Raw genomic sequence first — 18,832 nt, 5'->3', positions numbered from 1 at the left:
GTGTGCCGGGCCTCCCCGGCGACGCAGGTAACTCTACCGCACCCCGCAGACCACAACCAAACCGCTTATCAGCGCATGAGATCGGGCCTGTGGCGGCGGACCCAGTCGCCCATCGGCCCCCGTTCCCACAGCGGGTCGATCTCCCCGAGCGGGATCGCGACCTCGGGCCGTCCGGTGACGGGGTCGGCGGGCACCCGGGCCAGGCGCTCGCGCATCCACCGCGGCGTCCGCGGCGGGAGCGTGCGCTCACCCCACCCGACCAGCCCCGCCGAGCGCAGCGCCGGGACGCGCACGCGGAGGCCGCCGGGCCGGCCCAGGGGCCTGGGGTCGGCCGGCCGGGTGTCCACCACGCCGATCGCGGCGATGTCGGGCCAGCGCAGGCGCACCCGGAAGCCGCGGGCGTCGGCCAGCTCCACGCCCTCCGGCGAGAAGCGCACCACCGTGCCCGCGACCAGACGGCGGTGCCTGATGACGAGCACGCCGGTCAGCGCCGCCGTGGCGAGCGCGCCGATCACGACCCCCAGCGCCGAGCTGCCGGTGAGGACGGCCCCGAGCAGCAGGCAGACGGCGAAGAAGAGCGCCAGCGGCGCGGCGAACGGGGCGACGAAACGTGCGAGGCCGCCCTCCCGCATGCGGAATTCGTCCTGGAGGCGAGGTTCGTCCATAAGGCGAGGGAGGCTACCCGGCGGGCGGCCCGCGGCGGAAGCCCTCGGCCACGGCCCCGGGGCCCGGCTTCCTGATCGCGGCCAGGCCGTCCATGCGGGTTCGGCGCCCATGGCGGGGCAGGCCCGTCGGCGCAGGACTTCAGCCTCGAAGCCCTCAACAGCCTCCTGCGGGACGAAACCGCGCCCGGCGTCACGCGGGTGTCGAGAATGGCGTCTTCGTCCGCGTACGACAGGGTCAGGGCCGCCCTGGTGGCATCAGTGTGCTCAGCGCGCCTTGAGGGAGCGAACGTGGCGACGCCGTGGGAAACGAAAAAACGGATGTCTCTCAGGGAGACATCCGTTTCGGAAACTTGCTGGGGTACCAGGACTCGAACCTAGACTAACTGAACCAGAATCAGTCGTGCTGCCAATTACACCATACCCCACCGCTGCGAACTCCTTCTCGGAGCGCGCTTGGCGACGTCCGAAAGAATAGCCCAGCTCGGGGGGTAAGACCAAAACGATTGCCGAAGCGGCGTCCGGCCGCCTGCGGCACAGGCTCCGACGTGCCAAGCTGAAGAGGACAAAACACCACGTGGAGGAGCCCAAGCGTTGGCCGAGAACCCGTTCTTCGCCCCTAGTAGCCTGCCGTACCAGCTGCCGCCGTTCGCGGACGTGCGCGAGGAGCACTACCTGCCCGCGTTCGAGCGCGGCATGGCCGAGCACCTGGCCGAGGTCGACGCGATCGCGAACAGCACCGAGCCGCCCACCTTCGACAACACGATCGCGGCCCTGGAGCGTTCGGGGCGCATCCTCGACCGCACGGCCACGGTCTTCTTCAGCATGGCCGCGTCCAACTCCAGCGACGGGATCATGGAGATCGAGAAGGAGATCTCCCCGAAGCTGACCGCGCACAACGACGCCATCCGCCTCAACCGGGCGCTGTGGGCGCGGATCAAGCAGGTCGGCACGTCCGACGCCGAGGAGGCGTGGCTGCTGGAGAAGTACCGGGAGGACTTCGTCCGGGCCGGGGCCGACCTGTCGGAGCCGGAGCAGGACCGGCTGCGCGAGCTCAACGGCGAGCTGTCGAAGCTGTCGACCGAGTTCGCGCAGACCCTGCTCAAGGCGTCCACCGAGGAGGCCCTGGTCCTCACGGACCCCAAGGAGCTCGACGGCTTCGACGAGGCCAGGATCGAGTCCCTGCGCAAGGACGACGGCACGTACGTCCTGCCGCTGCTGAACTTCACCAACCAGCCCGGCCTGGCCCAGCTCACCGACCGCGACGTGCGCCGCCGCCTGTACGAGCGCAGCGTCGGCCGCGCCCCGGCCAACTTCGACCGGGCCGCCAGGATGGCCGCGCTGCGGGCCGAGCGGGCCGCGCTGCTCGGCTTCCCCGACCACGCCGCCTACTCGGTGGCCGACCAGACGGCCAAGACCGTCGAGGCGGTCGAGGAGATGCTCGGCCAGCTCGTCGGCCCGGCGGTGCGCAACGCCGGAAAGGAGGCCGAGGCGCTGACCGAGCAGGCCGGGTTCGAGATCGAGCCTTGGGACTGGTCGTACTACTCGGAGAAGGTGCGGCTGGCCCGCTACGACTTCGACGCCGACGCCATGCGCCCCTACTTCGAGCTGAACCGGGTCATCAGGGACGGCGTGTTCTTCGCCGCCACCAAGCTCTACGGCATCACCTTCACCGAACGGCCCGACCTGCGCGGCTACCACCCCGACGTGACCGTCTTCGAGGTGTTCGACGAGGACGGCGGCGCGCTCGGCCTGTTCCTGCTCGACCCCTACGCCAGGGCGAACAAGCGCGGCGGGGCGTGGATGAACAACCTGGTCGACCAGTCGCACCTGTTCGGCGAGCTGCCGGTGGTCATGAACAACCTCAACATCACCAAGCCGGCCTCGGGGCCCACGCTGCTGACGTACGACGAGGTCAACACCGCCTTCCACGAGTTCGGCCACGCGCTGCACGGGCTGTTCTCCCAGGTGCGCTACCCGCGCGTGTCGGGCACCAGCGTGCCGCGCGACTTCGTCGAGTACCCCTCGCAGGTCAACGAGATGTGGGTGACCTGGCCGGAGATCCTGGCCAACTACGCCAAGCACCACGAGACGGGCGAGCCGATGCCCGCCGAGCTGGTGGAGAAGCTCAACGCGGCCGAGAAGTTCAACCAGGGCTTCGCGACGGTGGAGTACCTGGCGGCCACGCTGCTCGACTGGGCCTGGCACCGGCTGGCGCCCGGCGAGCAGGTGGCCGACGCGCAGGCGTTCGAGCAGCGGGCGCTGGAGGCGGCCGGGATCGACGTGCGGCTGGTGCGCCCGCGTTACCGGACCAACTACTTCGCCCACATCTTCTCGGGCGGCTACAGCGCCGGCTACTACTCCTACATCTGGAGCGAGGTGCTCGACGCCGAGAGCGTGGAGTGGTTCAAGGAGAACGGCGGCCTGACCAGGGCGAACGGCGACCACTTCCGCCGCGAGCTGCTCTCCAGGGGCGGCAGCATCGACCCGCTGACCGCCTTCCGCAACTTCCGCGGGCGCGAGGCGGGCATCGGGCCGCTGCTGGCCCGCCGCGGCCTCGACTGACCGCCGCTCCCCGCTTCTCCCGCCTCCCCCGCCTCCCCCGCCTCCCCCGACGAGGCTTTCCCTACGGCTCCGGCAGCTCCTCGATGCGCTGCCGGAGCCATTCCTTCTCCGCCCGGCTCGACGCGCGGGCGATCTCCAGCATCCCCCGCCGGTACGGGTCGGGCTCGTCCTTGATCCGGACCGGCCGGCCGTCCTCGTAGAAGAAGCTCGCCGGGGCCTCCAGGAAGGCCAGCCGGCGGCGCAGCACCCGTGACCGGTCGGCCGGGTCGGGCAGCGCCGACAGGAAGGTCAGCAGGGCGAAGAAGCGCGTCTGGTCGCTGACGTCGAGCTCGCTCGGCTCGCGCAGCCGCCGCAGCAGCTCCTCGCGGCCCTTGCCGGTGAGCGTGAGCACCTGCCTGCGGGCCGCCGCCGCGCCCGCCTCCTCGTGCCGCTCGACCAGGCCCTTGCTCTCCAGTCTCGATATGGCGGGATAGAGGGCGCCGTCGCTGACCGGGCGGAGATGGCCGGTGAGCGCGGCCAGGCGCGCCTTGAGCTCGTAGCCGTGCATCGGACGCTCGTTCAGGAATCCCAGGATGGTGAGGGACAGATCCCCGCCGCTTGCCATGTCGTGCATCGTAACGCTATACCTCTAAACGAGATACAACGAAACGAGGTATGCATGTTCAGGCTGGCCCTCCCCATTTATGTGGAGTTGCTCACGGCCGTGGTGGCGGTGGGGGTGATCGACCTGCTGTGGGTCTCGGGGCTCGGGGAGGGCGCCATCGCGGCGGTCACCGTGGGCACCACGGCCGAATACCTGGCCTACGGGCTGTTCCTGGCCGTCCCGACGGGGATGACCGTGCTCATCGGGCGGCGTGACGGGCGCGCGCCGATCGGGCCCGTGATCAGGACGGGCTGGCTGTTGTGGGCCGCGTTCTCGGTCGCCGTCGCCGTCCCCGGCGTGTTGCTGCGCGAGCCGCTGGCGGCCCTGTTCACCGACGACCCGGGGCTGACGGCCGGCTTCTTCCTGGTCTCGCTGGCCGGGCTGCCGGTGTTCTTCGCCCAGACCGTCGTGGACGGCATCCTCAAGGGCCTGGGCAACACGAAGACTCCCATGCGGAACGCGCTGATCTGCAACGCCCTGGTGATCGTCCTGGACCCGTTGCTCATCTACGGCCTCGACCTGGGCGTCCAGGGGGCCGCGCTGGCCACCGTGGCGGCCCGGCTGGTCACGCTCGGGGTGGCGCTGACCTCCCTCGTACGGCTCCGCGCCGCCGGCGGCGACGGCCTGCTGGCCGGCGAGGTGCTGCGCACCGGCCTGCCCATGTCGGGCGACTTCCTGGCCCGCTCCCTGGTGGGCATGGCGCTGGTGGAGATCGTGGCCGGGTTCGGCACGGCCGAGGTCGCCGGGTACGGCATCGGCCAGAAGATCATGCTGGCCGGGGTCATGGTCTTCTACGCGCTGCGCCAGGCGGCGATGATCCGCACCGCGCGGTCGGAGCCGGTCGGGTCACCGCTGCGGCTCGGGCTGGTGACGGGGGCGGTGGTCGCGGTCGTGGTCAACCTGGTGGCCGCGCCCGCGGCCGGGCTGTTCACCGACGACCCGGCGGTGGCCGTGGGCTTCCTGCGCTGGATGGCGCTCTACCTGGTGCCGTTCGGCGGGCTGATCGCCGTCGGCGGGGTGCTCCAGGCGAGCGGAAGGGGCAGCCGCCTGCTCGCCGCCACGCTGGCGGGCTTCGCGGTGCAGCTGCCCCTCGCCTATCTGCTGAGCTCGTGGCTCGGCGTCACGGGGGTGTGGCTGTCGATGGCCGTCGGGTCGTCGCTCAGCCTCGCAGGCGCGCTAGCGCCGCTCGGATCCGCTCCATGGAGCGCTCGCGCCCGAGCACCTCGATCGACTCGAACAGCGGCAGGCCCACCGTCCGGCCGGTGATCGCCACGCGTACGGGGGCCTGGGTCTTGCCCAGCTTGAGCCCGAGCGGCGCGCCGACCTCCTCCAGGGCCTCCTTGAGCGAGTCAGGGTCCCAGGCGACCGTCTGGAGGCGGTCGAGGTAGCCGCCGAGGATCTCCACCGGGGAGTTCTTCATCGCCTTGTCCCAGGACGGCTGGTCGAAGACGGGCTCGTCGAGGAAGAGGAAGTCGACGTTCTGCCGGATCTCCGACAGCACGCCGATGCGGGTCTGGGCCAGCGCCGCGACCTTGCTGAACAGCTCGCGGTCCCAGGCGGGGTCGAGGTAGGGCGAGCAGCGCTCCTCGAAGGTCTCCAGCGGCAGGGCCCTGATGTACTCGCCGTTGAAGGCCCGCAGCTTCTTCTCGTCGAAGAAGGCGCTGGCGGAGTTGACGTCCTCCAGCCTGAACAGCGGGACCATCTCCGCCCACGGCATGATCTCGCGGTCTTCGCCGGGGCCCCAGCCGAGCAGCATGAGGTAGTTGACCATGGCCTCGGCGAGGTAGCCCTCGTCGCGGTAGTCCTCCAGGGCCACCTTGTCGCGGCGCTTGGACAGCTTCTTGCGCTGCTCGTTGACGATCACCGGCAGGTGGGCCCAGACCGGCGGGGTGGAGCCGAGCGCCGGCCACAGCAGCATCTGCTTGGCGGCGTTGCCGAGGTGCTCCTCGCCGCGCACGACGTGCGTGATGCCCTGGGTGATGTCGTCGACGGCGTTGGCCAGCACGTAGAGCGGCGAGCCGTCGGTGCGGGCGATCACGAAGTCTTCCTGGGCCTCGTTGGGGAACTCGACGTTGCCCCTGATCAGGTCTTCGACGAGGGTGACGCCCTCGTCGGGGGTGCGGAAGCGCACCGCGCCCTCGGTCAGGCCGCGCTCGCGGCAGAACCCGTCGTAGCCCTTGTGCTCGGAGCCGGTGCGGGCCACCAGCGTCTCGCGGGTGCAGTCGCAGTGGTACGCCTTGCCGTCGGCCAGCAGCTTGGCCACGGCCTCGCGGTGCTGCGGCTCGTAGGCCGACTGGAAGTAGGGGCCCTCGAACACCGGGTTGGTGCCGTTGATGCCGATCCAGTCGAGGGCCGAGATGATGCCCTCGGTCCACTCCGGACGGTTGCGCGTGGCGTCGGTGTCCTCGACGCGCAGGACGAAGCGGCCGCCGGACTGTTCGGCGAGGGCCCAGTTGAACAGCGCCGTGCGGGCGCCGCCGACGTGGAACATGCCGGTCGGGGACGGGGCGAAACGCACCCGTAGATCAGTCACGGGAGACCACCTTGTTCGTGAGAGTGCCGATGCCTTCGATGCCGACGCTGACCTCGTCGCCGATCTCCAGCGGGCCGATGCCCGCCGGGGTGCCGGTCAGGATGACGTCGCCGGGGATCAGCGTCATGACCGCGCTGACGTAGGCGACCAGCGCGGGGATGTCGTTGATGAGCTGGCTGGTGCGGCCGCTCTGCCGGATCTCGCCGTTGACCGTGGTGGTCAGCGCGAGGTCGCTCGCGTCGAGATCGGTCTGGATCCAGGGCCCGAGCGGGCAGAACGTGTCGAAGCTCTTGGCCCGGGTGAACTGCACGTCCTTCTTCTGCAGGTCGCGGGCGGTGACGTCGTTGGCGCAGGTGTAGCCGAAGATGACGTCCTTGACCCGGTCGACGGGCACGTCGCGGCAGAGCCTGCCGATCACCACGGCCAGCTCGCCCTCGTAGTCGACCCGGTCGGACAGCGAGGTCGGGTAGGCGATGGCCTCGCCGTGGCCGATCACCGACGTGGACGGCTTCATGAAGATGAGCGGCTCGTCGGGCACCTCGTTGCCCATCTCGCGGGCGTGCTCGGCGTAGTTCCTGCCGATGGCGACGACCTTGCTCGGCAGCATCGGGGCCAGCAGCTTCACCTGGGACAGCGGGAAGCGCTCGCCGGTGAACTGCACCTGGCCGAACGGATGGCCGGAGACCGTGGAGACGAACTCCTCTCCAGGGCCGCCTTCGACCACGCCGAACGACACGCCTTCGCCTGTGGAGAACCTCGCTATACGCACCTGACAAGGCTATCGCCGCCGCCGGAGGGGTCCGCCCACCGCCAAAAAAGTCAGGAACTCTCCATAAATGCCCCCAGAGTCCGTTTTGTGGGGCATCGGTGGTGGTTAAGGGGATATCTCTGCTTATCAGAGACTTCTAGGGGGTGACGGAACGTGCCGGACACGATGGTCAACCAGACTTCTGCCGTACCGCGGGCCAGAACGCAGGAGGGCGGGCCGGCGACTTCGCTGGTCACCGACAAGGGCACGACGAGCATCGACGACGTCGTCGTCGCCAAGATCGCCGGACTGGCCGCACGCGAGGTATCCGGCGTGCACGCCATGGGCGGCGGCGCGGCCAGGGCGCTCGGCAACGTGCGCGGGATGGTCGGCGGGGAGCGCAGCGTCGCCCAGGGCGTCTCGGTCGAGGTCGGCGAGCGCCAGGCGGCCGTGGACATGGACCTGGTCGCCGAATACGGCACCGCCATCCCCGACCTGGCCGCGGCCGTGCGCAGGAACGTCATCGCGGCGGTCGAGCGCATGTGCGGCCTGGAGGTGACCGAGGTCAACATCAGGGTCGACGACGTGCACCTGCCCGGCCAGGACCGCGACAAGGACAGGGGCGACGGTCGCCGCGACGTCATCGAGCAGCCGGAGCCACGGGTCCAATGACCGGCCCCGGCGCCACCGCCTACACGCGGGCCGACGCCGACGCGGACGCCAAGGCGGAGGCCGAGACGCTGGCCGAGCTCGTCCGGGCCTGCCCGGGGGTGGCGGGGCTCTCCGGCGGCCCGTTCGGGACGGTGGCGACGTACCTGCCCGGGACGCGGGTCATGGGCGTCTCGGCCGACGGGGACACGGTGGAGATCGCCATCGTGGCGACCCTGGAACGGCCGCTGCCCGAGACCGCCGAGGACGTCCGCCAGGCGGTGTGGCAGCCGGGCGGCGGGCGTCCCGTCAACGTACGCATCGACGACGTGATCGACGTGGTGGAGGAATCATGAGCAACGTCCCTTGGCTGCCGGTCATCGGCATGGCGGTCGGCATCATCCTCGGACTCGCGGGGGCCTTCGGCGGCCTCGGCGCGTTCCTGCTCGTCCTCGTGCTCGGCGCGGTCGGCTTCCTGGTCGGCAAGGTCGCCGAGACCGGCGAGCTGAACCTGTCGGGGCTGACCGCGAGGCGGCGATGACCACCACTGCCCACGTCACGGTTCCCCGGCAGCGGCTCGCGCCGTCGGCCGAACCCGAGCGGCGGGGCCGTACCGAGATCTCCGACCGGGTGGTCGCCAAGATCGCCTGCTGCGCGGCGCGGGAGGTGCCCGAGGTGCTCGACGTGCGGCTGGGCGGGGCGCCGTGGACCCACTCGTCCAGCGCCGAGGTGCGCGGCGAGCGGGCCACCCTGAAGCTGGACGTGACCGTCGCCTACCCGGCCCCGCTGCACGCCGTGGCCGCGCGGCTGCGGGAGCACGTGCGCAACCGGGTGGCCATGCAGACCGGCCTGGACGTCACCCGCCTCGACGTGATCATGACCGATCTGGCGGGAGGACCGGCATGACCCGCCCGCTCCCGTCCGAGGAGCCAGAGGAGAGGCGGGAGGCCGTCCCGCCGGACGCGGCGGGGGCGCATCGGGGCGAGCCGGGGGCGGCGCCGCCGCGGGACAAGGACGCCGACCGGGCCGCGGTGCGCGCGTTCCGGCCGCAGCGCCGGGTGCCCGCCATCGTGGTCGCCGTCCTGCTCACGCTGCTGGGGCTGCTGGTGGCCGCCGAGACGGTGTCCGCGCTGCTCGGCAGCCCGTTGCGGTGGCTGCCCCACGACCGGATGCTGGCGTGGGCGGCCACGACGCCGTGGTCGGACCCGCTGGTCCTGACCGGGGCCGCGATCGTGGCGCTGGCCGGGCTGGCGCTGCTGGTCACCGCCCTGGTGCCGGGACGGCCGCGGATGGTCCCCGTGCGGACCGGCGACCCCGACCTGATCATCGGCGTGCGTCCCAAGAGCTTCACCAGGGCCCTGGAGCACGCCGCCGAGGAGGTGCCCGGGGTGCGCTCGGCGCACGCCAGCCTGCGCGGCCGTACGGTCGCCGTCACCCCGGCCACGTCCGGCTGGGACGACGAGGGCTTCGGCCGGGCCGTGCGCGACGCCGTCCTCACCAGGCTCGCCGGGCTGGACCCGGTGGAGCCGTACCGGGTGGCGGTCAACGTCAAGGAGCGCCGATGAACAGGAAGACCGGCCGCGGCAACCGGTGGGGGCTGGCCCTGGTCGGGCTGGTGCTGGCCGGGCTCGGCGGGCTGACGCTGGCCCGCGGGCTGCTGGGGCCGTCCACGCCGATCGTGGACGCGGGCGTCCGCGGGTTCTTCACCCGTAACAGCCCGGCCGTGTGGTGGGCCGTGGCCGCCGTGTCGGTCCTGGTCGCGCTGCTGGCCCTGCGCTGGCTGGTCGCCCAGGGCCGCAGGGACGCCCGTACCCGGCTGCGCCTGGAGGCCGGGCCGGACGGCGTCACCGAGATCGCGGCGGGCGGCATGGCCCACGCGGTCGCCGCCGACGTCGAGGCCAGCCCCGCCGTCCTGAACGCCGACGCCGACCTGGTCGGCCCGCGCGGCCACCCGGAGGTGCGGCTGCGCGTGGCCGCCGACGAGGCGGCCCCGATGAGCGAGCTGAGCGAGCACCTGTCCCGGGTCACCCTGCCGAACCTGCGGGACGCGCTGGACAGGGATCACGTACCGGCGGTGGCCCGCGTTAGCCTGGAGCCCTCACCTGCGACGCAGCGGGTCGTGCGCTAAGGCTTCGCCGAGAGGGGTCCTCCGTTGTCCATCGTGAAGATCAACGTCCTGACCGTGCCCGCCGAGATGCGGGAGGAACTGGAGCGGCGGTTCTCCGGCCGGGCCGGGATGGTGGAGTCGGCCGACGGGTTCGAGTGGTTCGAGCTGCTGCGGCCGGTCGAGGGCACCGACCAGTACCTCGTCTACACGCGCTGGCGCAGCGAGGAGGACTTCCGGACCTGGCAGCAGGGCCAGGCGTTCCAGCGCGGCCACGCCCAGGCCGCCGCGGGTCAGGGCCAGGGCCACGGTCACGGGCAGGGCCCGGCGGCGACGGACTCCCAGGTGTGGAGCTTCGACGTCGTGCAGAGCGCGGGGCCCAAGGGCTAGGCGTCGAGGGGGTTGGCGGCGATGCGGTCGGCGATCCCGCCGCGCACGAATTGGCCGGCGTAGCTCGACGGCTTGCGCGCGCCCTGGTCGGCGATGCAGGCGGCGAACTCCTTGGCGATCTCCAGCCGCGGGTAGCGCTCCAGCACCTCGTGCCGCACGCCGTCGGGGATGTCCTCGGTGCGCCGGCCGGAGATGTCCATGCCGGTGGAGAGCTCCAGCAGGTGGCCCTCCGGGTCTTCCTCCACCGGCACCTCCTCCCACATGTGCCGGATGATCACCTCGGAGGCGCGCAGCCGGCGCTCGGGCGACCAGCCGGCACCCGCGCAGAAGGCCCAGGCCACGTGCCCGCCGGCCTCCTCGAACGGCACCGTCTGGCTGTCGAACTCGGCGACCAGGCCGATGTCGTGCAGCATGGACGACACGTAGAGCAGCTCGGCGTCGAAGTCGATCGCCCTGTTCTGCGCGTACGCGGCGGCCCAGAGGTACGCGCGGATGGAGTGGTTGAGCAGCGAGGGTGACTGGTAGCGGGTGGCCACCTCCAGCGCACCGCGGCAGGCGGGCGTGTCGGGCAGCACGATGTCGTCGAATCTCACGGCTCCAGCATGACATCCGGTGCGTCGCAGGCACCGGCGGGCATCGGGCCGTTAACGATCCGGTACGCGACTTGACCGGTTGATCGTGATTCCGAAAGCATGTCCCGCCCTCACTTTCTTGTCCGGAAGGAACCCTGGCGTGCGCCGGCTCGCGATACCTCTTGCCCTCACGCTCGCGCTCGGCGGGCTGACGAGCCCGGCGCAGGCCGCCGACAAGGTGACCCGTACCGCGCAGTGCCAAGGCGACTGGCTGCCGGGCACGCCGACGGCCGAGGACGTCATGAAGGGCGAGATCTCGCTGGTCGGGCTGCCGGCGTACAAGCTGGGCAAGGACATCGACTGGGGGGCGAGCCCGTACCGGAACCGGTCGTGGGAGTTCGTCTTCCAGTCGTTGCGCTGGATGGGCACGCTGGTCGTGGCCTACGAGAACACCGGCGAGCGGCGTTACCTGGATCGTGCCACCGAGATCACCAAGGACTGGGTGGCGAACAACCGGCGCGGGGCCGCCGCCACCAAGCCGTACGTGTGGAAGGACCACCCGGTCTCGCTGCGCACGCAGCCGCTGCTGTGCCTGAGCATGCACGTCAAGGAGAGCTGGCTGAAGGACAGCCTGGCCGACCACGCCAGGCTGCTGTCGGACGCGCGGCTGTACAAGAAGGGCCACAACCACGGCATCGACCAGGACATCGCCCTCATGGGCATCGGCTGCCGGTACGGCCGCTCCGACTGGTCGAACCTGGCCTCCAGGCGGCTCACCGGCACGGTCAAGCTCGACGTCGACTCCCAGGGCGCGCTCATGGAGCAGGCCCCCCGCTACGCCGTCTACGTGTACGGCCGCCTCCAGGTCGCCATCACCAACATGAAGGCGTGCGACCGCAAGGTGCCGGCCGAGATCAGCCGGCGGGCCGAGGCGCTGAAGGACTTCATCGCCCATTCCACGATGCCCAACGGCTACATGGTCCCCATCGGCGACGGCAGCGCCGAGACCGAGCCGAAGATGGAGACCGGCACCCCGAAGCAGAAGGTCAAGGTCTACAAGGCCGGTTACGTCTACGGCCGGACGGCCTGGGGCAAGCCGGACTCGTCGTACTACTCGATCAGGTTCGGGCCCGGCATGAAGTTCCACGGGCACGAGGACCACCTGGGCGTGACGTACTACGCGCAGGGCCGCGACATCCTCATGGACGGCGGCTTCCACTCCTACGAGAAGAGCGCCTACCGCTACTGGACGCTCTCCCCCGAGGCACACAACGTGCCGGCGGTCGAGGGGGCCCGGTTCCGGCCGCGCACCTCGTCCCGGCTGACCAAGACCTCCTACGGCAAGGACCGGCAGGCCTTCCGCCTCACGGACAAGGCCTACGGCGTGAGCCGGACGCGTTCGGTGCTGGTGAACCACGGCCAGGACCTGATGGCGGTGCTCGACACGGCCTCCGGGGGCAAGAAGGTCAGCAACCTGTGGCGGTTCGCGCCCTCGTACAAGGTCGTCTCGAACAGCGGCGGCAAGGTGGTGCTGGCCGACGGCGCCTTCAAGGTGACGCTGATGCAGTTCTCCGCGTGCGAGCGGGTCGGCGGCCAGAAGGTGGAGCGCGGCGGCAGGCTGGGCTGGGTGTCGCCCACCTACCTGGCCAAGGACGCGACGAACGTGGTGGTGTCGCCGGCGGCGAAGTCGCTGCTGACGGTGATCGTGCCGGGCACCGACTCGCCCAAGGTGTCGTGCTCGGGCGGCAAGCTCAAGGTCGAGGGCGAGACCCTGTCGGCGGGCCTGCTCTAGCCGGTCTAGAAGGCGATCCGGCGGTACCACTCGTTGGCGAGCATCTGGGCGCGGGCCCGCTCCGGCAGCCCGGTCAGCATGGTCATCGACGCGCCGCGCTCCACCTCGGACTCGTGGGCGAGCATGGCCGCCCACTTGCGCTCCGACCAGCGCGACACGTCGATCGCGGCCGAGACCTGGTGGTCGGGGACGCCGGGCAGCGCCTGGCCGGGCTCCGGATCGGCGCCGAAGACCGCCCGCCAGTGGGCCGTCACGACCGAGCGCGGGACGGTCGCCAGGTAGAGCGCGTGCGGCCGCCAGGGGTCGCCCGTGCCGGGGTAGAGCTGGTCGTAGCCGGCCGCCTCGACCGCGGCCAGGGTGACCCGGTGCACGTGCACGTGGTCGGGGTGGCCGTAGCCGCCGAAGCCGTCGAAGGTGAGCACGACGTCGGGCCGGACGGCTCTGATGTGCTCGACCAGCAGGCCCACCGCCTCGTCGAAGGGCACGTCGAGGAAGCGCGGGCGGCCGGGGGCGGACTCGGGCTTGCCCGCGTCGGCGAGGCCGAGCAGCCGGGGCTTGCCCGCGCCGAGGATGTCGAGGGCGCGTTCCAGCTCCTGCGCCCGCTGGGTGCCCTCGGCCCAGGTGCAGGTGACGACGGCGGTCGTGGCGCCCTCGTCGGCGTATTTGGCGAGGGTGCCGCCGGTCCAGATCGCCTCGTCGTCCGGGTGGGCGTGCACGCCGAGCACACTGAAGCTCATGGGTCACCATCGTATGGAGGCCGGGCGCCGGTCGGGACCCGCGTAGGCTCTACGCGAACACCCGTCCCCCCGGAAGAGATGAACCGATGAGCGAGCCTGTGCCCCCTGACCTGCTGGAGATCGCCGACGCGCTCGTGCCCGGCGCTCCCCTCGGCAGCGCGCGGCTCGCCCCCGGCGGGATGCACGACGTCGTGCTGCTTCCCGGGGTGGCGGCCGTGCGGGTCGGGCGGCGGCCGAGCGTGAGCGCGGCGCTGCCGCGGCGGACCGAGCTGCTGCGCGCGATCGCGGCCGCCGGGCTGCCGTTCGCGGTGCCCGAGCCGCTGACGCCGGTGACGACGTTCGGGGAGCGCGCCGCCGTGGCCGTCTCCTGGCTGGACGGCGCCGGGCTCGGCGCGGGGCGGGGCGACCCGGCCCTGATCGGCGAGCTGCTGGGCGCCCTCCGCGAGCTGCCCGTCACCCCGGAGCTGCGCGCCCTGCTGCCCGCCCCGCGCTCGTACGCCGGGCCCGCGAGCTGGAGCACGATCCTCGCCGAAGAGGTCGTCCCGCGCTTCCCGGCCAGGTGGCGGGAGGAGGGACGCCGGCGCCTCGACGACGCCCTGGCCCTGGAGCAGGTCCCCGACTCGCTGGTCCACGGCGACCTCGTCGGCGACAACGTCCACTGGGACGCGAACGGCAAGCTGGTCGGCGTCCTCGACTGGGACCGGGCCCACCTGTTCGACCCGGCGATCGACGCGGCCTTCATGGGCTGGCACGGCTGGGAGCACCTGCGCGACGCCGTCGACGCGGGCACCTATCGGCGGGCGGTCACGTGGGAGCGCGCGTTCGGCGTCAACCAGCTCGTCGCCCTCCTCGTGCTGGCCGGCGAGCCCCTGACCCTCGTGGACAGCTTCACCGCCCACGTGGTGGCCTGGCTGGACGAGGACGGCGGCCCCGACCGGCTCTAGGCCGCCCGTTCCGGCGTGCGCATGATCGACACGCCCACGGCGCCGAACGCGGCCAGCAGGATGACCGGGCCGCCGATCCCGAGGACCAGGTTCCACGCGCTCGCGCCGAACAACCACACCACGATGCCCGCCAGCACGCCCGCCGGGAACCACCAGCCCGCCAGCCCCGCCCGCGCGTACGCGACCGCGACGAGTACCAGGCCCAGGAAGGACCCGATCATGCCGGGCAGCTGCCAGGCGGCGATGAGGGCGGGCTGCGCGGCGTCCTGCATGAGCTTCTCGGCCTGCGCGGCGGGCAGGGCGTCGAAGAGCACGATGTCGAAGAAGTCCGAGATCATCAGCGACGAGAAGTTGATCAGGCCGGGCACCGCGAGCGCGCCCGCGACGGTGGCCAGCGCCCTGCCCTTGCCCCGGACGAGCAGGACCATGCCGATCACCCCTGGCACGAACAGCACCCAGGTGTAGTGCAGGAGCGTCGCGCTGACGCCCACGGCGCCCGGGTTGTGCGCGTAGACCAGCGGGTCCTCGACCCCGAACTCGGACGGGTCGGTGATCATGCCGAGGATCAGGCAGACCGGGGCCAGGACGAGGCTCGCGCCGGCCAGGAAGCGGCGGATGGAGAGTGCGTCGGTGAACATGCCGGGCACGGTAGGCGTCGCCCGCCGGGCCCGTCGTCAAGGCAGGCTTGGACTCGGCGTCCCCCTTACGGGTGATTCCGCTGCACATTACGACATTCCGGGCGGGCTACTCTCGCCTCATGCTCCACCGCCGTTCCCCCTCCCCCGTCGACTGGCTCGTGGCGGCGGTCGTGGCCCTGTTCGCGGTCGCGGAGGAGGTCAGCGTGCGCTCGATGGCCTCTCCGCGCTCCTACCTGCTGCTGTGGATCGCCGCCGGGCTGGTCACCGCCGTCGCGGTGCTGTTCAGGACGCGCGCGCCGTTCGCGATCCTGGCCGGCTACTCGGCCGCCAACATCGCGACGTTCGCGCTGGCGCCCGGCTCCCCCGCGGCCTGGCAGTTCTACACCCAGCTCGTCCTGCTGTGCACGCTGCTGGCCGAGGTGCGGCCCGACAGCGCGCGGGCCGTGGCCGGGCTGACCGCGACGGGCGTGTTCGTGGCCGCCATGCTGTCCAGGGCCTCCCCTCCGTCGGGCTGGGGGGACGTCGCCGTGGCGCTGGTGATGTGCGCCATCGCCGCCGGAGCCGGTCTGGCCGTACGCCGCCACCGCGTGCTGGCCGTGCAGGCGGCAGAGCGCGGCGCGCTGCTGGCCCGCGAGTCGGTGCAGGAGGAACGGGCCCGCATCGCCCGCGAGCTGCACGACATCGTCGCGCACAGCGTCAGCGTGATGACCATGCACACCGGGACCGTACGGCTGCTGCTGCGCGAGGACCAGGAGCCCGAGCGGCAGGCGCTCACCACGGTGGAGGCGGCCGGCCGGGAGGCCATGGAGGAGCTGCGGCGCATGCTCGGGCTGCTGCGCGGCACGCAGGCCGGCGATCTGCTCCCGCAGGCCGGCCTCGACCGGCTGGAGGAGCTGCTGGAGCAGTTCAGGTCGGCGGGGCTCGACGTCACGCTGGCGGTGTCGGGCGAGCGGGCGCCGTTGTCGGCCGGGCTGGATCTGTCGGCGTACCGGATCGTCCAGGAGGCGCTGACCAACACCCTCAAGCACGCGGGGCCGACGCGGGCGGCGGTGAGCGTCTCGTACCTGCCGGCGGAGCTCCGGCTGGAGATCACGGACCGGGGGCCGCGCGGCCCCCGGTCGCCGTCGGCCGGGGGCGGCGGCCACGGTTTGATCGGCATGCGCGAGCGGGCCGCCCTCTTCGAGGGCACGCTGACGGCCGCCCCTCTGCCTGAAGGCGGCTTCACGGTACGAGCGGAGCTCCCCCTGTGACCCCCTCCTCCCCGAACGCCCCCTCCACCCCCGACGAGCCCGGCGGCGGGAGGATCGACGTGCTGATCGCCGACGACCAGGCGATGATCAGGGCCGGGCTGCGCCTGATGATCGGCACCCAGCCGGACCTGTCCGTGCTGGGCGAGGCGGCCGACGGCGAGCGGGCCGTGAAGCTGGCCCGCGGCCTGCGCCCCGACGTCGTGCTGCTCGACATCGCGATGCCCCGCCTGAACGGCCTGGAGGCCGCCCGCCGCATCCTGGCGACCCCGGCGCCCCCACGGGTGATCATGCTGACCACCTACGACACCGACGAGAACCTCGACCTCGCCCTGCACGCCGGGGTCAGCGGGTTCCTGCTCAAGGTGTCGCCGCCCGAGCACCTGTTCGCCGCCATCCGCAGCGCCGCGCGGGGCGACGTCCTGCTCGACCCGGCGGTGACCGGCCGCGTCGTGGCGGCCTACCGGCGTACGGCCCCCGCCCCGTCGCCGGCGGCCACGGGGGTGACCGCCCGGGAGGAGGAGGTGCTGCGGCTGGTGGCGCGGGGCCTGTCCAACACCGAGATCGCCGGCACGCTGTCCATCACGGAGGCGACCGTCAGCACCCACATCAACCGCCTGCTGACCAAACTCGCCCTCCGCGACCGCGCCCAGATGGTCCGCCACGCCTACGAATCGGGCCTCGTCCGCCCCGGCGACCCTGCGGACGACATCCCGTCGATCGGATGATCCGCTTCCATGAAGGTGATGACCGCCACCGAAGCGTCCACAAGCTTCGCCGCCGTGATCGGACCGGCCCCCATGGCACCGCGCATCCTGGTCACCATGGGCGCCTCCGCAGCCCGCTCGGAGCGGGCGCCGCCTCCAGGGTCAGCCGCAGTCGCGGCCCGCGCGCAGCAGGCCGTACGTGACCGCCTGCTCCAGCGCCTGCCACGAGGCGTCGATGATGTTCTCGGCCACCCCCACCGTCGCCCACTCGGCGGTGTCGTCGCTGGAGGTGATGAGGACGCGGGTGACGGCGTCCGTGCCGTGGGTGCCTTCGAGGATGCGGACCTTGTAGTCCACCAGCTCCAGCCGAGCCAGCTCGGGGTAGAGCTGCTCAAGCCCCTGCCGTACGGCCTTGTCCAGGGCGTTCACGGGGCCGTTGCCCTCGCCGGTGGCGACGATGCGCTCGCCCTTGGCGTGCAGCTTGACGGTGGCCTCGCTGACCAGCTCGCCGCCCTTCGTCCGCTCGACGATCACCCGCCACGACTCCACCTCGAAGTGCCGCCGCCGCGCCCCCTGGACGGTGTCGCGCAGCAGCAGCTCGAACGACGCGTCGGCGGCCTCGAAGGTGAAGCCCTGCGACTCCAGGTCCTTGACGCGCTCGACGAGCGTCTTGGTGTGCTCGGGGGTCAGCTCGTAGCCCAGCTCGCGGCCCTTGAGCTCGACGGAGGCGCGGCCGGCCATGTCGGAGACGAGCATGCGCATGTCGTTGCCCACGGCGGCCGGGTCGATGTGCTGGTAGAGGTTGGGGTCGACCTTGATGGCGCTGGCGTGCAGGCCGGCCTTGTGGGCGAAGGCCGACATGCCGACGTAGGGGGCGTGCGAGTTGGGGGTGACGTTGGTGACCTCGGTGATCGCGTGGGCGATGCGGGTCATGTCGGCCAGCGCCTCCCGCGGCACGAGGTCGAAGCCGCGCTTGAGCTGGAGGTTGGCGACGACGGTGAAGAGGTTGGCGTTGCCCGAGCGCTCGCCGTAGCCGTTGGCGCAGCCCTGGACGTGCGTGGCGCCCGCCTTGACCGCGGCGAGGGTGTTGGCGACGGCGCAGCCGGTGTCGTCGTGGCAGTGGATGCCGACGCGGGCCCCGGTCTGGACGGCCGCGTGCACGGTCTCGGCCAGCTCGTCGGGCAGCATGCCGCCGTTCGTGTCGCACAGGGCGATGACGTCGGCCCCGGCTTCGGCGGCGGTCCGCAGCACTTCGAGCGCGTAGGCTGGGTTGGACGTGTAGCCGTCGAAGAAGTGCTCGGCGTCGAGGAAGACTCGCTGTCCCTCCGCACGAAGGTGAGAAACCGTGTCGCGGATCATCGCGAGGTTCTCCTGGAGAGTCGTGCGGAGGGCCAGCTCCACGTGCCGGTCGTGGCTCTTGGCGACAAGGGTCACGACCGGCGCGCCGGATTCGCGCAATGCGGCTACCAATGGGTCGTCGGCGGCCTTCACACCGGCCCGGCGGGTCGCGCCGAACGCGGCGAGCTGCGCGTGCTTCAGGTCGAGCTCTGTTCGAGCGCGCCTGAAGAACTCTGTGTCCTTGGGGTTGGCGCCCGGCCAGCCCCCCTCGATGAAACCGACGCCCAGGCTGTCCAGCTGCCGTGCGATGGCGAGCTTGTCGACGACGGTGAGGTTGAGTCCTTCCTGCTGCGCGCCGTCGCGCAGGGTCGTGTCGTAGACGTGGAAGCGGTCGTCGGCCATGAAGTCTCTTCTTTCGGATCCGTGTTCTGGAAAACAAAAAGACCCCTCACGGACGTGAGAGGTCTGCGCGCTGGCGGTGTCCCTGTGTCAGCCAGCGCGCCTGCCGATAATGAGCAGACCGTAGAACATGGTGCCTGTCAGTCTGCCACAGGGATTCACCAT

21 protein-coding genes and 1 tRNA gene are annotated in these 18,832 nt (G+C 71.7%); 13 read left to right on the top strand and 9 right to left on the bottom strand.

The genetic code is table 11. From position 1 onward, the window contains the following. Positions 1 to 68 precede the first annotated feature (68 nt). Together ACIBQ8_RS47795 and ACIBQ8_RS47790 are read right to left on the bottom strand one after the other, a co-directional pair. Complete coding sequence (locus ACIBQ8_RS47795; RefSeq protein WP_397195507.1) at positions 69 to 665, bottom strand: hypothetical protein; 597 nt, start codon at positions 663 to 665, stop codon at positions 69 to 71. A gap of 353 nt (positions 666 to 1,018) precedes the next feature. Further along, a tRNA-Gln gene (locus tag ACIBQ8_RS47790) sits at positions 1,019 to 1,090 on the bottom strand. 166 nt (positions 1,091 to 1,256) lie between these two features. Between ACIBQ8_RS47790 and ACIBQ8_RS47785 the strand changes: the two genes are divergently transcribed. Beyond that, entirely contained in the window at positions 1,257 to 3,227 is a 1,971-nt protein-coding gene (locus ACIBQ8_RS47785) for a M3 family metallopeptidase (protein ID WP_397195506.1), read from the top strand. A gap of 61 nt (positions 3,228 to 3,288) precedes the next feature. On the opposite strand, the gene ACIBQ8_RS47780 is transcribed toward ACIBQ8_RS47785, so the two are convergent. Beyond that, positions 3,289 to 3,831, bottom strand: coding sequence for a PadR family transcriptional regulator (locus ACIBQ8_RS47780; protein WP_397172465.1), 543 nt, complete (start codon positions 3,829 to 3,831; stop codon positions 3,289 to 3,291). A gap of 54 nt (positions 3,832 to 3,885) precedes the next feature. Here ACIBQ8_RS47780 and ACIBQ8_RS47775 point away from each other — a divergent pair, with 54 nt between their 5' ends. Beyond that, entirely contained in the window at positions 3,886 to 5,136 is a 1,251-nt protein-coding gene (locus ACIBQ8_RS47775) for an MATE family efflux transporter (RefSeq protein WP_397172466.1), read from the top strand. Here ACIBQ8_RS47775 and gltX read toward each other — a convergent pair. Continuing rightward, positions 5,030 to 6,361: a glutamate--tRNA ligase gene (gene gltX, locus ACIBQ8_RS47770; RefSeq protein WP_397172588.1), complete on the bottom strand. Its 1,332-nt coding sequence runs from the start codon at positions 6,359 to 6,361 to the stop codon at positions 5,030 to 5,032. The two genes, ACIBQ8_RS47775 and gltX, sit on opposite strands and share 107 nt — an antisense overlap. Before the next feature lie 34 nt (positions 6,362 to 6,395). Further along, on the bottom strand, positions 6,396 to 7,172 hold the full coding sequence (locus ACIBQ8_RS47765) for a fumarylacetoacetate hydrolase family protein (RefSeq protein WP_352319059.1): 777 nt from the start codon (positions 7,170 to 7,172) through the stop codon (positions 6,396 to 6,398). Between the two features lie 165 nt (positions 7,173 to 7,337). Here ACIBQ8_RS47765 and ACIBQ8_RS47760 point away from each other — a divergent pair, with 165 nt between their 5' ends. From ACIBQ8_RS47760 to ACIBQ8_RS47730, 7 genes are read left to right on the top strand one after another with little or no spacing between them, the layout of a single operon-like run. Beyond that, positions 7,338 to 7,823: an Asp23/Gls24 family envelope stress response protein gene (locus tag ACIBQ8_RS47760; protein WP_397172590.1), complete on the top strand. Its 486-nt coding sequence runs from the start codon at positions 7,338 to 7,340 to the stop codon at positions 7,821 to 7,823. Continuing rightward, positions 7,820 to 8,155 carry a hypothetical protein gene (locus tag ACIBQ8_RS47755; RefSeq protein WP_397172468.1) on the top strand — a complete coding sequence of 112 codons (336 nt, stop codon included), beginning with the start codon at positions 7,820 to 7,822 and terminating at the stop codon, positions 8,153 to 8,155. The genes ACIBQ8_RS47760 and ACIBQ8_RS47755 overlap by 4 nt, the downstream gene beginning before the upstream one ends. Continuing rightward, on the top strand, positions 8,152 to 8,340 hold the full coding sequence (locus tag ACIBQ8_RS47750) for a hypothetical protein (RefSeq protein WP_352352177.1): 189 nt from the start codon (positions 8,152 to 8,154) through the stop codon (positions 8,338 to 8,340). The genes ACIBQ8_RS47755 and ACIBQ8_RS47750 overlap by 4 nt, the downstream gene beginning before the upstream one ends. Then, a complete protein-coding gene (locus tag ACIBQ8_RS47745; RefSeq protein ID WP_397172470.1) occupies positions 8,337 to 8,705 on the top strand; it encodes an Asp23/Gls24 family envelope stress response protein in 369 nt (122 codons plus the stop codon). The genes ACIBQ8_RS47750 and ACIBQ8_RS47745 overlap by 4 nt, the downstream gene beginning before the upstream one ends. Beyond that, on the top strand, positions 8,702 to 9,364 hold the full coding sequence (locus ACIBQ8_RS47740) for a DUF6286 domain-containing protein (RefSeq protein ID WP_397195505.1): 663 nt from the start codon (positions 8,702 to 8,704) through the stop codon (positions 9,362 to 9,364). Before ACIBQ8_RS47745 ends, ACIBQ8_RS47740 begins: the two co-directional genes overlap by 4 nt. Further along, positions 9,361 to 9,927: an alkaline shock response membrane anchor protein AmaP gene (locus ACIBQ8_RS47735; RefSeq protein ID WP_397172474.1), complete on the top strand. Its 567-nt coding sequence runs from the start codon at positions 9,361 to 9,363 to the stop codon at positions 9,925 to 9,927. The genes ACIBQ8_RS47740 and ACIBQ8_RS47735 overlap by 4 nt, the downstream gene beginning before the upstream one ends. Before the next feature lie 24 nt (positions 9,928 to 9,951). Then, a complete protein-coding gene (locus ACIBQ8_RS47730) occupies positions 9,952 to 10,293 on the top strand; it encodes an antibiotic biosynthesis monooxygenase family protein (protein ID WP_397172475.1) in 342 nt (113 codons plus the stop codon). Here ACIBQ8_RS47730 and ACIBQ8_RS47725 read toward each other — a convergent pair. Next, complete coding sequence (locus tag ACIBQ8_RS47725; RefSeq protein WP_397195504.1) at positions 10,290 to 10,886, bottom strand: HD domain-containing protein; 597 nt, start codon at positions 10,884 to 10,886, stop codon at positions 10,290 to 10,292. The two genes, ACIBQ8_RS47730 and ACIBQ8_RS47725, sit on opposite strands and share 4 nt — an antisense overlap. 139 nt (positions 10,887 to 11,025) lie before the next feature. Between ACIBQ8_RS47725 and ACIBQ8_RS47720 the strand changes: the two genes are divergently transcribed. Then, complete coding sequence (locus tag ACIBQ8_RS47720; RefSeq protein ID WP_397195503.1) at positions 11,026 to 12,657, top strand: heparinase II/III family protein; 1,632 nt, start codon at positions 11,026 to 11,028, stop codon at positions 12,655 to 12,657. Between the two features lie 5 nt (positions 12,658 to 12,662). Here ACIBQ8_RS47720 and ACIBQ8_RS47715 read toward each other — a convergent pair whose 3' ends face one another. Continuing rightward, a complete protein-coding gene (locus tag ACIBQ8_RS47715) occupies positions 12,663 to 13,394 on the bottom strand; it encodes a PIG-L family deacetylase (RefSeq protein WP_397172481.1) in 732 nt (243 codons plus the stop codon). An 86-nt stretch (positions 13,395 to 13,480) separates the two neighbouring features. On the opposite strand from ACIBQ8_RS47715, the gene ACIBQ8_RS47710 reads away from it, so the two are divergent. Beyond that, entirely contained in the window at positions 13,481 to 14,338 is an 858-nt protein-coding gene (locus ACIBQ8_RS47710) for a phosphotransferase (protein WP_397195502.1), read from the top strand. On the opposite strand, the gene ACIBQ8_RS47705 is transcribed toward ACIBQ8_RS47710, so the two are convergent. Next, positions 14,335 to 14,976, bottom strand: coding sequence for a hypothetical protein (locus ACIBQ8_RS47705; protein WP_397195501.1), 642 nt, complete (start codon positions 14,974 to 14,976; stop codon positions 14,335 to 14,337). The genes ACIBQ8_RS47710 and ACIBQ8_RS47705 overlap by 4 nt on opposite strands. 119 nt (positions 14,977 to 15,095) lie before the next feature. On the opposite strand from ACIBQ8_RS47705, the gene ACIBQ8_RS47700 reads away from it, so the two are divergent. Continuing rightward, positions 15,096 to 16,226: a sensor histidine kinase gene (locus ACIBQ8_RS47700; RefSeq protein ID WP_397195500.1), complete on the top strand. Its 1,131-nt coding sequence runs from the start codon at positions 15,096 to 15,098 to the stop codon at positions 16,224 to 16,226. Further along, entirely contained in the window at positions 16,223 to 16,951 is a 729-nt protein-coding gene (locus ACIBQ8_RS47695) for a response regulator (RefSeq protein WP_397195499.1), read from the top strand. The genes ACIBQ8_RS47700 and ACIBQ8_RS47695 overlap by 4 nt, the downstream gene beginning before the upstream one ends. Before the next feature lie 141 nt (positions 16,952 to 17,092). Here the strand turns inward: ACIBQ8_RS47695 and cimA are convergent, their stop codons facing one another. Next, complete coding sequence (gene cimA / locus ACIBQ8_RS47690; protein WP_397172490.1) at positions 17,093 to 18,670, bottom strand: citramalate synthase; 1,578 nt, start codon at positions 18,668 to 18,670, stop codon at positions 17,093 to 17,095. Positions 18,671 to 18,832 lie beyond the last annotated feature (162 nt).

Source organism: Nonomuraea sp. NPDC049646 (assembly GCF_044465525.1).
Taxonomy (GTDB): domain Bacteria; phylum Actinomycetota; class Actinomycetes; order Streptosporangiales; family Streptosporangiaceae; genus Nonomuraea.
This window is presented reverse-complemented; position numbering and strand designations above follow the sequence as displayed.

Excerpts from the sequence above, each read along its gene's own strand:
- ACIBQ8_RS47715 (WP_397172481.1), bottom strand. The coding sequence starts at position 13,394 with ATGAGCTTCAGTGTGCTCGGCGTGCACGCCCACCCGGACGACGAGGCG.
- ACIBQ8_RS47780 (WP_397172465.1), bottom strand. The coding sequence starts at position 3,831 with ATGGCAAGCGGCGGGGATCTGTCCCTCACCATCCTGGGATTCCTGAAC.
- ACIBQ8_RS47775 (WP_397172466.1), top strand. The coding sequence starts at position 3,886 with ATGTTCAGGCTGGCCCTCCCCATTTATGTGGAGTTGCTCACGGCCGTG.
- ACIBQ8_RS47710 (WP_397195502.1), top strand. The coding sequence starts at position 13,481 with ATGAGCGAGCCTGTGCCCCCTGACCTGCTGGAGATCGCCGACGCGCTC.
- ACIBQ8_RS47745 (WP_397172470.1), top strand. The coding sequence starts at position 8,337 with ATGACCACCACTGCCCACGTCACGGTTCCCCGGCAGCGGCTCGCGCCG.
- ACIBQ8_RS47760 (WP_397172590.1), top strand. The coding sequence starts at position 7,338 with ATGGTCAACCAGACTTCTGCCGTACCGCGGGCCAGAACGCAGGAGGGC.
- ACIBQ8_RS47705 (WP_397195501.1), bottom strand. The coding sequence starts at position 14,976 with ATGTTCACCGACGCACTCTCCATCCGCCGCTTCCTGGCCGGCGCGAGC.
- ACIBQ8_RS47700 (WP_397195500.1), top strand. The coding sequence starts at position 15,096 with ATGCTCCACCGCCGTTCCCCCTCCCCCGTCGACTGGCTCGTGGCGGCG.
- ACIBQ8_RS47735 (WP_397172474.1), top strand. The coding sequence starts at position 9,361 with ATGAACAGGAAGACCGGCCGCGGCAACCGGTGGGGGCTGGCCCTGGTC.
- ACIBQ8_RS47740 (WP_397195505.1), top strand. The coding sequence starts at position 8,702 with ATGACCCGCCCGCTCCCGTCCGAGGAGCCAGAGGAGAGGCGGGAGGCC.
- ACIBQ8_RS47750 (WP_352352177.1), top strand. The coding sequence starts at position 8,152 with ATGAGCAACGTCCCTTGGCTGCCGGTCATCGGCATGGCGGTCGGCATC.
- gltX (WP_397172588.1), bottom strand. The coding sequence starts at position 6,361 with ATGTTCCACGTCGGCGGCGCCCGCACGGCGCTGTTCAACTGGGCCCTC.
- cimA (WP_397172490.1), bottom strand. The coding sequence starts at position 18,670 with ATGGCCGACGACCGCTTCCACGTCTACGACACGACCCTGCGCGACGGC.
- ACIBQ8_RS47795 (WP_397195507.1), bottom strand. The coding sequence starts at position 665 with ATGGACGAACCTCGCCTCCAGGACGAATTCCGCATGCGGGAGGGCGGC.
- ACIBQ8_RS47755 (WP_397172468.1), top strand. The coding sequence starts at position 7,820 with ATGACCGGCCCCGGCGCCACCGCCTACACGCGGGCCGACGCCGACGCG.